This is a genomic window from Cellulomonas endophytica (assembly GCF_004123805.1).
GTDB classification, from domain to species: domain Bacteria; phylum Actinomycetota; class Actinomycetes; order Actinomycetales; family Cellulomonadaceae; genus Cellulomonas; species Cellulomonas endophytica.
In genome coordinates, this window is the sequence record NZ_RWJX01000003.1 from 61,995 (window position 1) to 74,843 (window position 12,849).

The 12,849-nt window shown below is 76.8% G+C and carries 15 protein-coding genes; 8 read left to right on the forward strand and 7 right to left on the reverse strand.

The features are described 5' to 3' along the window. The first annotated feature begins 53 nt into the window (after nt 1-53). The 3 genes from EJA20_RS01645 to EJA20_RS01655 all read left to right on the forward strand — a co-directional run bounded on the left by EJA20_RS01645 (nt 54) and on the right by EJA20_RS01655 (nt 1,833). Nucleotides 54-935 (forward strand): aminotransferase class IV, encoded by an 882-nt coding sequence (locus tag EJA20_RS01645; RefSeq protein ID WP_129336435.1) that lies wholly within the window; start codon nt 54-56, stop codon nt 933-935. A 167-nt stretch (nt 936-1,102) separates the two neighbouring features. Next, a complete protein-coding gene (locus EJA20_RS01650; protein WP_129336436.1) occupies nt 1,103-1,534 on the forward strand; it encodes a phage holin family protein in 432 nt (143 codons plus the stop codon). Further along, nucleotides 1,534-1,833 (forward strand): DUF3618 domain-containing protein, encoded by a 300-nt coding sequence (locus tag EJA20_RS01655; RefSeq protein WP_129336437.1) that lies wholly within the window; start codon nt 1,534-1,536, stop codon nt 1,831-1,833. The genes EJA20_RS01650 and EJA20_RS01655 overlap by 1 nt, the downstream gene beginning before the upstream one ends. 90 nt (nt 1,834-1,923) lie before the next feature. On the opposite strand, the gene EJA20_RS01660 is transcribed toward EJA20_RS01655, so the two are convergent. Continuing rightward, nucleotides 1,924-2,130 (reverse strand): BldC family transcriptional regulator, encoded by a 207-nt coding sequence (locus EJA20_RS01660; RefSeq protein ID WP_129336438.1) that lies wholly within the window; start codon nt 2,128-2,130, stop codon nt 1,924-1,926. Between the two features lie 343 nt (nt 2,131-2,473). Here EJA20_RS01660 and EJA20_RS01665 point away from each other — a divergent pair, with 343 nt between their 5' ends. Next, a complete protein-coding gene (locus EJA20_RS01665) occupies nt 2,474-2,692 on the forward strand; it encodes a DUF3073 domain-containing protein (protein ID WP_129336439.1) in 219 nt (72 codons plus the stop codon). 124 nt (nt 2,693-2,816) lie between these two features. On the opposite strand, the gene purM is transcribed toward EJA20_RS01665, so the two are convergent. The 6 genes from purM to rsgA form a co-directional block, all read right to left on the reverse strand. Then, the gene (gene purM / locus EJA20_RS01670) at nt 2,817-3,935 is read right to left on the reverse strand and encodes a phosphoribosylformylglycinamidine cyclo-ligase (protein ID WP_129336440.1); all 1,119 of its coding nucleotides are present in this window, start codon (nt 3,933-3,935) and stop codon (nt 2,817-2,819) included. Further along, complete coding sequence (gene purF, locus EJA20_RS01675; RefSeq protein ID WP_129336441.1) at nt 3,932-5,479, reverse strand: amidophosphoribosyltransferase; 1,548 nt, start codon at nt 5,477-5,479, stop codon at nt 3,932-3,934. Before purF ends, purM begins: the two co-directional genes overlap by 4 nt. A gap of 61 nt (nt 5,480-5,540) precedes the next feature. Next, on the reverse strand, nt 5,541-6,044 hold the full coding sequence (locus tag EJA20_RS01680; protein WP_129336442.1) for a hypothetical protein: 504 nt from the start codon (nt 6,042-6,044) through the stop codon (nt 5,541-5,543). A gap of 9 nt (nt 6,045-6,053) precedes the next feature. Continuing rightward, nucleotides 6,054-6,464, reverse strand: coding sequence for a sterol carrier family protein (locus EJA20_RS01685; RefSeq protein WP_129336443.1), 411 nt, complete (start codon nt 6,462-6,464; stop codon nt 6,054-6,056). A gap of 18 nt (nt 6,465-6,482) precedes the next feature. Beyond that, complete coding sequence (locus tag EJA20_RS01690; RefSeq protein WP_129336444.1) at nt 6,483-7,880, reverse strand: cytochrome P450; 1,398 nt, start codon at nt 7,878-7,880, stop codon at nt 6,483-6,485. Nucleotides 7,881-7,961: 81 nt separating this feature from the next. Beyond that, nucleotides 7,962-9,035, reverse strand: coding sequence for a ribosome small subunit-dependent GTPase A (gene rsgA / locus EJA20_RS01695; protein WP_129336445.1), 1,074 nt, complete (start codon nt 9,033-9,035; stop codon nt 7,962-7,964). 209 nt (nt 9,036-9,244) lie between these two features. Here rsgA and EJA20_RS01700 point away from each other — a divergent pair, with 209 nt between their 5' ends. From EJA20_RS01700 to EJA20_RS01715, 4 genes are read left to right on the forward strand one after another with little or no spacing between them, the layout of a single operon-like run. Continuing rightward, entirely contained in the window at nt 9,245-10,336 is a 1,092-nt protein-coding gene (locus tag EJA20_RS01700; RefSeq protein ID WP_129336446.1) for an ABC transporter substrate-binding protein, read from the forward strand. 4 nt (nt 10,337-10,340) lie between these two features. Next, the gene (locus EJA20_RS01705) at nt 10,341-11,156 is read left to right on the forward strand and encodes an ABC transporter ATP-binding protein (protein WP_129336447.1); all 816 of its coding nucleotides are present in this window, start codon (nt 10,341-10,343) and stop codon (nt 11,154-11,156) included. Further along, entirely contained in the window at nt 11,153-11,986 is an 834-nt protein-coding gene (locus EJA20_RS01710) for an ABC transporter permease (protein ID WP_129336448.1), read from the forward strand. The genes EJA20_RS01705 and EJA20_RS01710 overlap by 4 nt, the downstream gene beginning before the upstream one ends. Next, complete coding sequence (locus EJA20_RS01715) at nt 11,983-12,834, forward strand: ABC transporter permease (protein ID WP_129336449.1); 852 nt, start codon at nt 11,983-11,985, stop codon at nt 12,832-12,834. The genes EJA20_RS01710 and EJA20_RS01715 overlap by 4 nt, the downstream gene beginning before the upstream one ends. Nucleotides 12,835-12,849 lie beyond the last annotated feature (15 nt).

Here is a 12,849-nt window from a genome sequence, read left to right on the forward strand (position 1 = left end):
CCCGTCCGCGCCCGTCCGCCGCCGTCCCGCCCCGACCGCCAGGAGCCCCGCCCGTGCCCGTCCTCCTCCTCGTCGACGCCGCCCGCACGGGCGCCGGCGCCACCGACCCCGACGACCGCATCCGCGTCGTGCGCGCCGACGCCCCCCACGTGCAGGTCCTCGACCTGGGCGTCACCCGCGGCGACGGCGTGTTCGAGTCCTTCGGGGTCGTCGACGGCGCCGTGCAGGCCCTCGAGCCGCACCTGGCGCGGCTCGGCCGCTCCCTGGCGATGCTCGACCTGCCCGAGCTCGACCTCGACGTGCTCCGCACCGCGGTCCTGCGGTCCGTCGAGCTGCACGAGCCGCGGCCGGAGCTGCTGTGCAAGCTCGTCGTCACGCGCGGGGTGGAGGGCAGCGGCGTCCCGACGGCCTGGGTCTACACGGACCCGGGCGCCGACTTCTCGCGCGAGCGCCGGGACGGGATCGCGGTCGTGACGCTCGACCGCGGCCTCCGTCACGACGTCGCGCGGACCTCCCCCTGGCTGCTCCAGGGCGCCAAGACGCTGTCCTACGCGGTGAACAAGGCCGCGCTGCGCGAGGCGGCCCGCCGCGGCGCGCAGGACGTGCTCTTCGTCAGCTCGGACGGCCACGTCCTCGAGGGCCCGACGTCGACGCTCGTCGCGCGGTACGGGCGGACGGTCGTCACGCCCGCCACCGACCAGGGCATCCTCGCCGGCACCACCCAGGCCGCCGCGTTCGACTGGTTCGCCGCCGAGGGGTTCGACGTCGCCGAGCGCGTGCTCCTCACCGACGAGCTCGCCGGCGCCGACGCGCTGTGGCTGCTCTCGAGCGGGCGGCAGGCGGCCCCGCTGCGGGCGCTGGACGGCCGGGCGCTGGTCGTCGACGCGGAGACCACCACGGGCCTGCTGCGCCACCTGCTGGGCCGCCGGGAGTGAGGTGCGGAGGAGGCGCGGAGCCGGCCGGGGGGTGAGGTGCGCCGCACCGGGCGCACCTGGACGGGGCACGTCTCGCGTCGGGCAGCGCGGACCGACAGACTAGGCCGGACCGCCGCAGGCCCCGTGCCGCGGGCGGGGGCCGGGACCGCGGGACGGAGAGGGAGCACATGAGCACGCCACTGAGCACGTCACCCCTGGCAGGCGGGGGTGCGACGGGCCGCGAGCGGACGCTCGGCCAGCTCGTCAGCGACCTCAGCGAGCAGGGCGCGCGCCTCGTCCGCGCCGAGATCGACCTGGCGAAGGCCGAGCTCGTCGCGAAGACGAAGTCGCTGGGCACGGGCGCCGGCATCCTCGCCGCGGCGGGGGTCGTGGCGCTGTACCTGGTGAACGTCGTGCTCGCGCTGATGATCATCGTCCTGGACGAGTGGCTGCCCCTGTGGGCCGCCGCCCTGATCGTCGCCGGGCTGCTGCTCGTCGTCGTCCTGGTGCTGGCGCTCGTCGGGATCCGCGTCCTCAAGGCCGGCACGCCGCCGGCCCCGACGCGCGCCCAGGAGAACGTCCAGGAGGACATCACCGCCGTGAAGGAGGCCATCCGCTGATGGGCACCGAGGACAGCTTCGCCACGCCCCGCACCGTCGCCCTCGAGGCCGAGCTCGCCGCCACGCGCCGGCAGCTCGCCGAGACCGTCGACGAGCTCGCCGACCGCCTCGACCCGCGCGCCAACGCGCAGAAGGTCGTCGAGGGCGGCCGCCGGTACGTCGACGAGGGCCGCCGGCTCGTCCAGGACGTCGTCTCCGGCGAGGCGTCGGCCGACGAGCGCAACCGCGTGCTCGCCGTGGCCGGCGGCGTCGTCGGCGCCGTCGTGCTCCTCGTGACGATCGGCCTGCGCCGCCGCTGAGGCGGGCCTGAGGAGCACGGCCCCACCGACGACGACGGCCGCCCCGCTGCTGCGGGGCGGCCGTCGTCGTGCGCGGGTGCGGGTGGTGCGTCAGCCCTCGCCGACGCGCGGCCGCGGGAGGCCGTCGAGGAGGCTCCGGACCTCCGACTCGCGGTAGCGGCGGTGGCCGCCGAGCGTGCGGATCGACGAGAGCTTCCCGGCCTTCGCCCAGCGCGTCACGGTCTTCGGGTCGACGCGGAACATGCTCGCCACCTCGGACGGCGTGAGCAGGGTCTCCGACTCGGACTGCAGTGCCATGGGACCACCTCTTTCCGGGCCTGGGCGTGGGACACCTGTGGAGCTGCTGCCCCGTACACCGGGTGGGGTACAGGGGACAATCTACCCACCGGGTGAGATTCGGCGCGATTCGTGAGACCGATCCTGTACCGGATCTTGACGATCCCGACACACGGGTCGCGCTCGCGCGCGACGTGGCGGTCGCCACACGTCCTCACCCGGCCACGGCACGGGACCCGGTGGTCGGAACACTCCGGCGCCGTGTAGCGTTGCGCCACGACAAGACGAACCGGCATCCAGGGGCCGCCCGTCTCGGTTTCGAGAACGGTGCCGCCCCTCATCCACGTAAGAGGGGGTCGATGCCATGGGGCGCGGCCGTCAGAAGGCGAAGCAGACCAAGGTCGCTCGCGAGCTGAAGTACTACAGCCCGGAGACGAACTACCGGGCTCTCGAGCAGGAGCTGGGCGCCGTCGGTCATCGCGACGACAACCGGCGTGGGGCGCTCGAGACCTCGGACCGGCCTGCCGACCGCCTGCCGGACACGTGGGAGCGTTGGAGCGACGACGAGGACGACGACCGCTAGGTCCGTCGTCAGGTCATGACCGTGCGACCGGCCGTCCCCCGGGGCGGCCGGTCGCGCGCGTCCGGCACCCTCACGGTCGCCGGCGGGGCCCCGGTCGCCCCGGGGCCGCCCGCGTCCCGTCGGCTCAGGTGCGGTACGTCCCGTGGAGCAGCACCGCGCCGCCCGTCACGCCCTTCGTCCCCTCGACGAGGCCGCGGTCGTCCTGCGCGCGCGGCCGCACCCGCCCGAGCTCCCAGGCGGCGAGGCCGAGCGTCCTCGCGTGCGCCAGCACGGCGTCCGCCACCTCCGGCGCGACGACGGCGACCATGCCGACCCCGAGGTTGAGCGTGCCCTCGAGGTCCTCCCACGGCACCGCGCCCAGGCCCTGCACCAGCGCGAACACCGGCGGCACCGTCCACCCCGAGCGGTCGATCTCGGCGACGACGCCCGCGGGCAGCACCCGGGCGACGTTCGCCGCCAGGCCGCCGCCGGTGACGTGGCTGAACGTGCGCACCGCGCCCGCCGGAGCGGCGTCGACGAGCGCGAGGCAGTCGGCGGCGTAGACGCGCGTGGGCTCGAGCAGCTCCTCGCCGAGGGTGCGGCCCAGCTCGTCGACGTGCCGCTCCAGCCCCCAGCCGGCGTGCCGCACCACAGCGCGCACGAGGGAGTAGCCGTTGGAGTGCAGGCCGGACGACCCGAGCGCGAGCAGCACGTCCCCCGCGCGCACGCGGTCCGGCCCGAGCAGCGCGTCCGCCTCGACGACGCCGGTCGCGGCCCCGGCGACGTCGTACTCGTCGGGCGCGAGCAGGCCCGGGTGCTCCGCGGTCTCCCCGCCGACGAGCGCCGTCCCCGCCACGGAGCACGCGGCCGCGATCCCGCGGACCACGTCCGCGATGCGCTCCGGCACCACCCGGCCGCAGGCGATGTAGTCCGTCATGAAGAGCGGCCGGGCGCCCACGACGACGATGTCGTCGACGACCATGCCGACGAGGTCGAACCCGATGGTGTCGTGCACGTCGAGGGCCTGCGCGATCGCGACCTTCGTGCCGACGCCGTCCGTGCTCGTGGCGAGCAGGGGCCGCCGGTACGCCGTGAGGGCCGAGGCGTCCCAGAGCCCGGCGAAGCCGCCGACCCCGCCGAGCACCTGCGGCCCGTGCGTGGCGCGGACCGCCTCCTTCATGAGCTCGACCGCGCGGTCGCCCGCCTCCGTGTCGACGCCCGCCGCCGCGTAGGTCAGGCCGGCACCGGCAGCCGCCGCGGTCACGGGTGCTCCAGCGCCGAGGCGCCACCCGCACCGGGCACGATCGAGAGCAGCCCGTCCTCCGGCGCACCGATGGGCAGCACCTCCTGCTCGAGCAGGTGCTTGCCGAGCCGGTCGGCCGGCGGCAGCTCGATGGGGTACTGGCCGGTGAAGCACGCCGCGCAGAGCTGGCTCGCCGGCTGCTGCGTGGCCTCGACCATGCCGTCGACGGAGATGTAGCCGAGGGAGTCCGCGCTCAGCGACGCGGCGATCTCGGCGACCCCGAGGCCGTTGGCGATGAGCTCCGCGCGCGAGGCGAAGTCGATGCCGTAGAAGCACGGCCACTTCACGGGGGGCGACGAGATGCGCACGTGCACCTCCGCCGCGCCCGCCTCGCGCAGCATGCGCACGAGGGCGCGCTGGGTGTTGCCGCGGACGATGGAGTCGTCGACCACGACGAGCCGCTTGCCCCGGATGACCTCGCGCAGAGGGTTGAGCTTGAGGCGGATGCCGAGCTGCCGCAGCGTCTGCGAGGGCTGGATGAACGTGCGCCCGACGTAGGAGTTCTTCGTCAGCCCCTGGCCGAAGGGGATGCCGGACTCCGTCGCGAAGCCGATGGCGGCCGGGGTGCCCGACTCCGGCACCGGGATGACGAGGTCCGCCTCGACGGGGTGCTCCTGCGCGAGGCGGCGGCCCATCGCCACGCGCGCGGCGTGCACGGACCGGCCGGCGATCGTCGTGTCCGGGCGCGCGAGGTACACGTACTCGAAGACGCAGCCCGCGCGGTCGGGCGTGGCGAACCGGGTGCTGCGCAGGCCGTCGCCGTCGATCGCGAGGAACTCGCCCGGCTCGACCTCGCGGACGAAGGACGCGCCGACGATGTCGAGCGCGGGCGTCTCGCTCGCCACGACCCAGCCGCGCTCCAGGCGGCCGAGCACGAGGGGCCGCACGCCCTGCGGGTCGCGGGCGGCGTAGAGCGTGTGCTCGTCCATGAAGACGAGGCTGAAGGCGCCGCGCAGCCGCGGCAGCACCTCGAGCGCCGTCGCCTCGAGGGTGTGGTCCGGGTCCCCGGCCAGGAGCGCGGTGATGAGCGCCGTGTCGGTGGTGTTGCCGCGCGCGAGCTCGCCCCGCCGCTGCTGGCCGTACCGCTCCGCGACGAGGTCGACGAGCTCGGCCGTGTTCGTCAGGTTGCCGTTGTGCCCGAGGGCGACCGTGCCCCCGGCCGTCGCGCCGAGCGTGGGCTGCGCGTTCTCCCAGGTGGAGCCGCCGGTGGTCGAGTACCGGGCGTGCCCGATGGCGATGTGCCCCTGGAGGGCGTTGAGCGCCGTCTCGTCGAACACCTGCGAGACCAGGCCCATGTCCTTGTAGACGAGGAGGTGCTCGCCGTCGGAGGTGGCGATGCCCGCGGACTCCTGCCCGCGGTGCTGGATCGCGTAGATGCCGAAGTAGGCGAGCTTGGCGACCTCCTCCCCCGGCGCCCAGACCCCGAAGACGCCGCACGCGTCCTGGGGTCCCTTCTCACCGGGGAGCAGCTCGTGGTTCAGACGACCGTCTGCGCGAAGGGCCACGGGCACCATGGTGGCACAGCGGGCCCGTCCCGCCGCCGGGCGGTCCGCCGGGCGCCCCCGGTCAGGCGCGTCCGCGCCGCCGGCGGCGGGGGCCGCGCGGGCGCGGCGGGATCCCGGCGGCCCGGTCCGAGCGCCGCTCGGCGACGACGTGCGCGACCCCGCCGGCGGTCGCGCCCAGCAGCGCACCGGCGAGCACGAGCCAGGCGCGCGCCCCGCCCGACCCGCGCAGGAGGGGGAAGGCGCCGCCACCCTCCGCGGCGGACGTGCTGCCGAAGAACGACAGCACGAGCCCGAGCAGCACGCCGACGAGCACACCGGCGAGCACGAAGCGGCCGGGCCGCGGGGCCCGGCGCACCCGGGCGGGCTCGGCGACCTGCAGGAGCGCCTCCTCCGAGGGCACCGCGCGCTCCGAGGGCTCCGGGTCCTCCACGGGCTCCGGGTGCTCCGCGGACCGCGGGGGTCCGGCCTCGGGCACGGCCGGCGACGCCGGTGCGGCGACCGGGGCGGTGGGCTCCCGGGCCGGATCGGCGGCGGCGGGCTCCGGGGCGACGGGCTCGGGGGGCACCCGCCGATCCTAGGCGCCGCCCCCGGGGGCGTCCCCGGCGGACGGCCGGCGCCGGGCCGCCTGGAGCGGCAGCAGGCCGGTGAGGTCGGCGCGCTCGCCCGAGGCCCGCACCCGCCCCGCCGCGACCGCCTCGGCCCAGGTCAGGGTGCCGGTGGCGAGCGCGAGCCAGGTGCCGGGGTCCGTCTCGACGACGTTGGGCGGCGTGCCGCGCGTGTGCCGGGGGCCCGCCACGGCCTGCACGGCGCCGTCCGGCGGCACGCGGACCTCGACGGAGTTGCCGGGCGCGAGCGCGGCGACCTCCTCGAGCGTGAAGCGCACGGCGGTGCGGCGGGCCGCGAGGGGCACGCCCGCGGGGTCGGCCCGCCACGTCTCCAGCGCCGCCCGGCCGGCGGCGGGGTCGGTGCGGCGACGCGGTGGCACGGCGCCATCCTCCCCGCGTCAGCCGCGGGCGCGCACGTCGAACCGCAACGTGAAGGGGCTGAGGCTGCCGGGCAGCGGCGCCCCCTCCACCATCCGCGACGGGTCCGCCAGGGGCAGGTCGTGGTGCTGGAGCAGCCGCCCCAGGAAGGTGCTCGTCGTCTCCAGGACGAGGTTGCGTCCGGGGCAGGCGGCCGGGCCGGCGCTGAAGGGCACGAGCGGCCAGTCCCCGGCGGCCGCACCGCCGTCGCGCTCGTCCCACAGGCCCGGTGCGAAGGCGTGCGCCTGCGGCAGGTGCTCGTCGTCCCGGTGGAAGAGCGGCGCGTAGGTGAGGACGCTCGTGCCGGGCGGCACGGGCCCGCCCTCCCACCGCGTCCGCTCCACGGACTCGCGCAGCACCGCGGGCGTGGTCGGCCACAGCCGTACGGACTCCAGCACCGTGGCGCGCAGGAGCGGCAGGTCCTGGGGGACGGCGAGGTCGCGCCCGGCCAGCTCGCCCCGGACCCGGGCCGCGTGCGCGGGGTGCGCGGCGAGCAGCGCCAGGGCCCGCACGCCCGCCCACGCCGCGGCGTCGAAGGCGAACAGCCACTGCGTCACCTGCTGCGCGGGCTCCAGCCCGGGGGTGGCGGGGAACCGGGCGGCGTGCGCGGCGAGGCTGCCCGGCTCGGCGCGGCTCAGGTGCGCCTCGAGGCGCCGCAGCACGTCCGCACGGAGCGCGTGCCGCCGGGGGTGCAGGAAGGCCCAGTTGCCGGCGGCCCGCAGGCGGCGCAGGTCGTCGGTGAGCGCCGCGTCGTCCGCCGCGCCGTCGCCGAGCACGAGCCGCCGGACGGCCCGGTACCAGTGCGCCACGTAGTCGTCCCACCCCAGGCCCCCGGCGCGGCCGGCGTCGGCCAGGAGCCCGTCCGCCTCGTCGACGACCGCGCGCACGAGCGGGCCCGCGCCGTGGTGCACGGGGCTCGCGCTGTCGAGGACCGCGTCGTGGAACGGGCGCCGCACCGCCCGGTCGGAGGCGCTCGACACCAGCACGTTCTCGGGCTCGAAGTGGCCCAGGGCGGCCCGCTTCTCCCGCGTCGCGGGCGTGAACGGGACCGGAGTGCCCTCGAGCACGCGGTGCACGTGCCCCGGCGCGAGGAGCACGACCATGCGCCGCCCCGGCACGCGCAGCCGCAGCGGCCCGTCCCCGTGCCGTCGGCGCAGGCCCTGGAGCAGCCGGACCGCCCGGGCGTCGGCGTCGAGCCGCTCCGCCAGGCCCTCCGCCGCCGGCCGGCGGACGAGCACGCCCCGGGCGAGCAGCGGCACGACGACCTCGGCCATCACGCGGGCCGTCTCGGCCACCGACGCGCGGGGCAACGAGGACCCGGGCGCGGGCGACGGCTCCGGTGCGTGCGGGCGCCGGGGGGCGGGCGGGGCGGCGGTCATGGTCCTCCTCCGGGCACGGGCGCCGGTCGGCGCGGCATCCCCAGCGTCCGTGAACCCGGGAGCGCCCGCACCCGCACGGCCTCAGCGGCGGGGCGCCACCCGGTGGTGCTCGCGCGTCAGCCGCCGCACGCGGGCCCGCTCCTCCGCGGCCAGGCGGGCGTCCTCGCGCCGGGCCTGGTGCGCGGCCTCCCGCCGGAGCCGGCGCCACCGCTCCAGGCGTCCGGGGTCGAGCGCGCCGTCCTCCAGCGCGGCCCGCACCGCGCACCCGGGCTCGGACGCGTGCGCGCAGTCGGCGAAGCGGCACCCGAGGGCGAGGTCGGCGACGTCCGCGAAGGAGCGCTCCAGCGCGGCGTCGTCCGCCACGAGGCCGACGCCCCGGATCCCCGGGGTGTCGACGAGGAGCGCCCCGCCGGGCAGGGCGACGAGCTCGCGGTGCGTCGTGGTGTGCCGGCCCCGGCCGTCGGCGCGGCGGGCGCCCGTCGCCATGACCTCCTGCCCGGCCAGCGCGTTGACGAGCGTCGACTTGCCGGCGCCCGACGGCCCGACCGCCACGAGGGTCGTGCCGGGCGTGAGCAGCGCGCGCAGCGGGCCCAGCCCCTCGTCGCGCGGGACGCTCACGGCGAGGACCTCCGCGCCGAGCGCGACCGCCGCCACGTCCGCCGTCATGCCGGCCGGGTCGGGCACGAGGTCGGCCTTCGTCAGCACGACGAGCGGGCGCGCACCCGACCGCCACGCCAGGGTCAGGAGCCGCTCGACCCGCCCGAGGTCGGGGTCGGGGTCGAGGTGCTCCACGACGAGCACCACGTCGACGTTGGCCGCCAGCACCTGCGTCCGGGACGTCCGCCCGGCGCTGTCGCGGACGAGCGCGGTGCGCCGCGGGGCCACCGCAAGGAGGAGGCCGTCGGCGTCGCGGAGGACGAGGTCGCCGACGACCGGGGGCACCCGCTCGCCGTCGGCGCCCGGCACGAGCCCGTCGCGGTCGAGCGGCACCCGCTCGGGGGCGGTGGACGGGAGCCCGGCCTCCGCGCCCCCGTGCAGGCCCTCCCCCGCGCCGGTCGCGCCGCTCGCGCCGGCGGCCGCGGGCACGACGAGCACCGCCCCCCGGTCGCCGCGCACGACGCGCCAGAGGCCGTCCGCGCCGGCCGTGGTCCGCATGCCCGCGACGCTAGGACCCCGGCCCCGCGCCGCACCACGCCTTTACGCCGTGACCGGATCGTGACCCCCGCCGGCCCGCGTTCACACCGCCGAAACGCCCGCGCACCGGCGCCGACACGGGGCCTGCCTACCGTCGCCGCGGCGGTGCACGACCCGCACGCCGCCGACCCGCCTGCGCCCGCGTGCGCACGTCCCTCCCCGGAGCGCCGATGTCCCTCCCCCTGCACCCCCGCCGGCCCGCCCGCCGACGCCCCGTCGTGGTCGCGCTCGGCGCCGCCGTCGCGCTCGTGCTGACGGCGTGCTCGTCCTCGGACGCCGGGGCGGAGCCGGGGTCCGACGACGCGAGCGGCAGCGCCGGGACGGCCGACCTCGGGCCCCTGACCGTCCAGCTCTCGTGGGTCAAGAACGCGGAGTTCGCGGGCGAGTTCTTCGCGGACAGCAAGGGCTACTACGCCGACGCCGGCTTCTCCGAGGTCACCCTCAACGCCGGCCCGGGCGCGACGGAGTCCATCGTCCTGTCGGGCGGCGCCGACTTCGGGCTGTCCAACGCCGTGTCCGTCGGCCAGGTCGTCGCCGAGGAGGACGCCCCGCTGAAGATCGTCGGGACGACCTTCCAGAAGAACCCCTTCACGATCCTGTCCCTCGCCGACGGCGGGGACATCGCCACGCCGGAGGACCTCGTCGGCAAGCGCATCGGCGTCCAGGCCGGCCCGAACGAGGCCCTCTTCGACGCCCTGCTCGCCGTGAACGACATCGACCCGGCCGACGTGACGAAGGTGCCGGTCGAGTACGACCCGTCGCCGCTGGTCAACGGCGAGGTCGACGGCTTCCTCGCCTACGTGACGAACGAGGCCATCACCGTGGAGTCCGAGGGGAACGCGGTGACGAACCTGCTGTTCGCCGACAACGGCCTGCCCTTCGTCGCGGAGTCCGTCGTGACGACCGACCAGATGATCGCGGAGGAGCCGGAGAAGGTGAAGGCGTTCCTCGAGGCCGAGATCCGCGGCTGGAAGGACGCGGTCGCCGACCCCGCGGAGGGCGCGCGCCTGGCCGTCGAGGAGTACGGGACGGACCTCGACCTCGACCTCGAGAAGGAGGTCCAGCAGGCGACGGTCCAGGCCGAGACGCTCATCGTCACGGAGGAGACGGAGGCCAACGGGCTCTTCACGATCTCCGACGAGCTCGTCGAGCAGAACCTCGCGACGCTCTCGGCCGCCGGGATCGACCTGGCCGCGGAGGACCTGTTCGACCTCGGCCTGCTGACGGAGCTGCTCGAGGAGCAGCCCGAGCTGGCCGAGTGACCACGTGACCGACCTGCGGCACGACGCCGGTGCCCGCGTCCCCGCCCCGGGGTCGCTGGGCACCGGCGTGCGGCTCGACGGCCTGGGCAAGACCTTCGGCTCCGGGCGCCGGCAGGTGACGGCCCTGGCCGACACCACCCTCTTCACCGACAAGGGCAGCTTCCTGTCGCTGCTCGGCCCGTCGGGCTGCGGCAAGTCGACGATCCTGCGCATCCTCGCGGGCCTCGAGACCCCGACGACCGGCACGGCGCTCGTCGAGGGCCGCACGCCGCTGGAGCTGCGGGGCGAGCACGCGCTCGGCATCGCCTTCCAGGACTCCGCGCTGCTGCCCTGGCGCAGCGTCGTGGCGAACATCCGGCTGCCGTTCGAGGTCGCGGGCACGCGGCCCGACGACGCGCTCGTCGCCGACCTCGTGCGCCTCGTCGGGCTCGAGGGCTTCGAGCGGGCCAAGCCCGCGCAGCTCTCGGGGGGCATGCGCCAGCGCGTGTCCATCGCGCGGGCGCTCGTCGTGCAGCCGTCGGTGCTCCTGCTCGACGAGCCGTTCGGCGCGCTCGACGACATGACCCGCCAGCGGCTCAACCTCGAGCTCCTGCGGATCTGGACGGAGAAGCCGGCGACGACGCTCATGGTCACCCACGGCATCTCCGAGGCGATCTTCCTCTCCGACCGGGTGGCGGTCATGAGCCCGCGCCCGGGCCGCGTGAAGGAGGTCGTCGAGGTCGACCTGCCGCGCCCCCGCACCCCGGAGATGATGCGCACGCCGGAGTTCCACGCCCTGCACGACCACGCCTCCGACCTGCTCTTCGGCGGCGGGGCGTGACGGCCGGCCCGCGGGCGGCGGCCCTCGCGCGCCGCTGGGCGCCGGGTGCCGCGGGCGTGCTCGGGCTCGTCGGGCTGTGGTGGCTCGCGGCCCTCACCGTGCTGGCCGGCACGACGATGCCGACGCCGGCCGGGGTGCTCGGCGGCTTCGTCGAGGACGGGTTCGGGTTCTACGCCGCCAACCTGTCCGTCACCGTCGAGGAGGCCGTGCGCGGGTTTCTCGTCGGGAACGGGGTGGCGCTGGCCCTGGCCTCCCTCGTCCTGCTCGTCCCGGCGCTCGAGCGGCTCGTCCTGCAGCTCGCCGTCCTGTCCTACTGCCTGCCGCTCGTGGCGATCACGCCGATCCTCTACGTCGTCATCGGCCCGCCGCCGAGCGGGGAGCCGTCCGGCACCGCGGTGGTCCTCGCGGCGCTGTCGGTCTTCTTCACCACGGTCGTCGGGGCGGTCCTGGGGCTGCGCTCGGCCGACCCGGCCGCGCTCGACGTGGTGACGGTCCTCGGCGGCGGGCGGTGGCAGCAGCTCGTGCGCGTCCGGCTCGTCGCGGCGCTGCCGCACGTCCTCGGGGCGCTCCAGATCGCCGCACCGGCGGCCCTGCTCGGCGCGATCCTCGGCGAGTACATCGGCGGGGTCGACCGCGGGGTCGGGCCGGCCCTCGTCAACGCCGGGCAGTCCCTGAACGCGGAGCGGGCCTGGGCCATCGCGCTCGTCTGCGCGCTCCTCGCCGGCGCGGGGTACGCGCTCTTCGCCGCGCTCGCGCGGGTCGCCACGCCGTGGTCCTCGGGCACGTCCGGCGGCGCCGTCGCCACGGCCGCCGCCGGGGGTGCCGCGTGAGCGCCACCGCCGTCCCCCGGCCCCTCGACGAGGCGCGGCGCGCCCCGCGAGCCCACCCCGCCCTGCGGCGCACGGGCCGCGTCCTGCTCGACGCCCTCGTCACCGGCGCCGTCGTCCTCGCGGCGTGGACGGGCCTGCTCGCGGCCTTCGACGTCTCGCCCTACGTCGGCAAGGGCCCGGCCCAGGTGTGGGAGTACCTCGTCACCGACCCCGATGCGGCGGTGAACCGCGCCGAGGTGCTCGACCTGCTGGGGCGCACGCTCCTCGACGCGTCCATCGGCTTCGTCGCCGGCATGGCCGCGGCGCTGCTGCTCGCGGCCGCGATGGTGCTCTCGCGCGGGGCGGAGGGCGCGATCCTGCCCGTGGCGATGCTCTTCCGGTCCGTGCCGCTCATCGCGATGGCGCCGGTCATCATCCTGCTCGTCGGCCGGGGCGTGGCGTCCGTGGCGGTGATGAGCGGCATCGTCGTGCTCTTCCCCGCGCTCGTGACCATCGTGCTGGGGCTGCGCTCGTCGCCGCCGGGCATCCGCGACGTCGTCACGGTGCTCGGCGGCGGGCCGCGGACCGTGCTGCGGCTCGTCCAGCTCCCCGCGGCGCTGCCGTCCGTCTTCGCGGCCGTGCGCATCTCCGTGCCGGGCGCGATCACGGGCGCCCTCATCGCGGAGTGGCTCGCCACCGGCGGCGGCATCGGCTACGGGGTCGTCTCGGCGGTCGGGCGTGCCCAGAACACGAAGGTGTGGGCGCTCGTCGTCGTCGTGACGCTGGCCTCGCTGGTCCTCTACACGGTGGCGCAGCTCGTGGAGCAGTGGGTGCTGGCGCGCTTCGGGCCGGCCGCGGGCCGGGCCTGACCACCCGTCCGGCGT

What these genes read in the sequence shown, in the direction of transcription:
- EJA20_RS01650 (WP_129336436.1), top strand. Translation starts at nt 1,103, where the DNA reads ATGAGCACGCCACTGAGCACGTCACCCCTGGCAGGCGGGGGTGCGACG.
- EJA20_RS01655 (WP_129336437.1), top strand. Translation starts at nt 1,534, where the DNA reads ATGGGCACCGAGGACAGCTTCGCCACGCCCCGCACCGTCGCCCTCGAG.
- EJA20_RS01660 (WP_129336438.1), bottom strand. Translation starts at nt 2,130, where the DNA reads ATGGCACTGCAGTCCGAGTCGGAGACCCTGCTCACGCCGTCCGAGGTG.
- EJA20_RS01665 (WP_129336439.1), top strand. Translation starts at nt 2,474, where the DNA reads ATGGGGCGCGGCCGTCAGAAGGCGAAGCAGACCAAGGTCGCTCGCGAG.
- EJA20_RS01690 (WP_129336444.1), bottom strand. Translation starts at nt 7,880, where the DNA reads ATGACCGCCGCCCCGCCCGCCCCCCGGCGCCCGCACGCACCGGAGCCG.
- rsgA (WP_129336445.1), bottom strand. Translation starts at nt 9,035, where the DNA reads ATGCGGACCACGGCCGGCGCGGACGGCCTCTGGCGCGTCGTGCGCGGC.
- EJA20_RS01700 (WP_129336446.1), top strand. Translation starts at nt 9,245, where the DNA reads ATGTCCCTCCCCCTGCACCCCCGCCGGCCCGCCCGCCGACGCCCCGTC.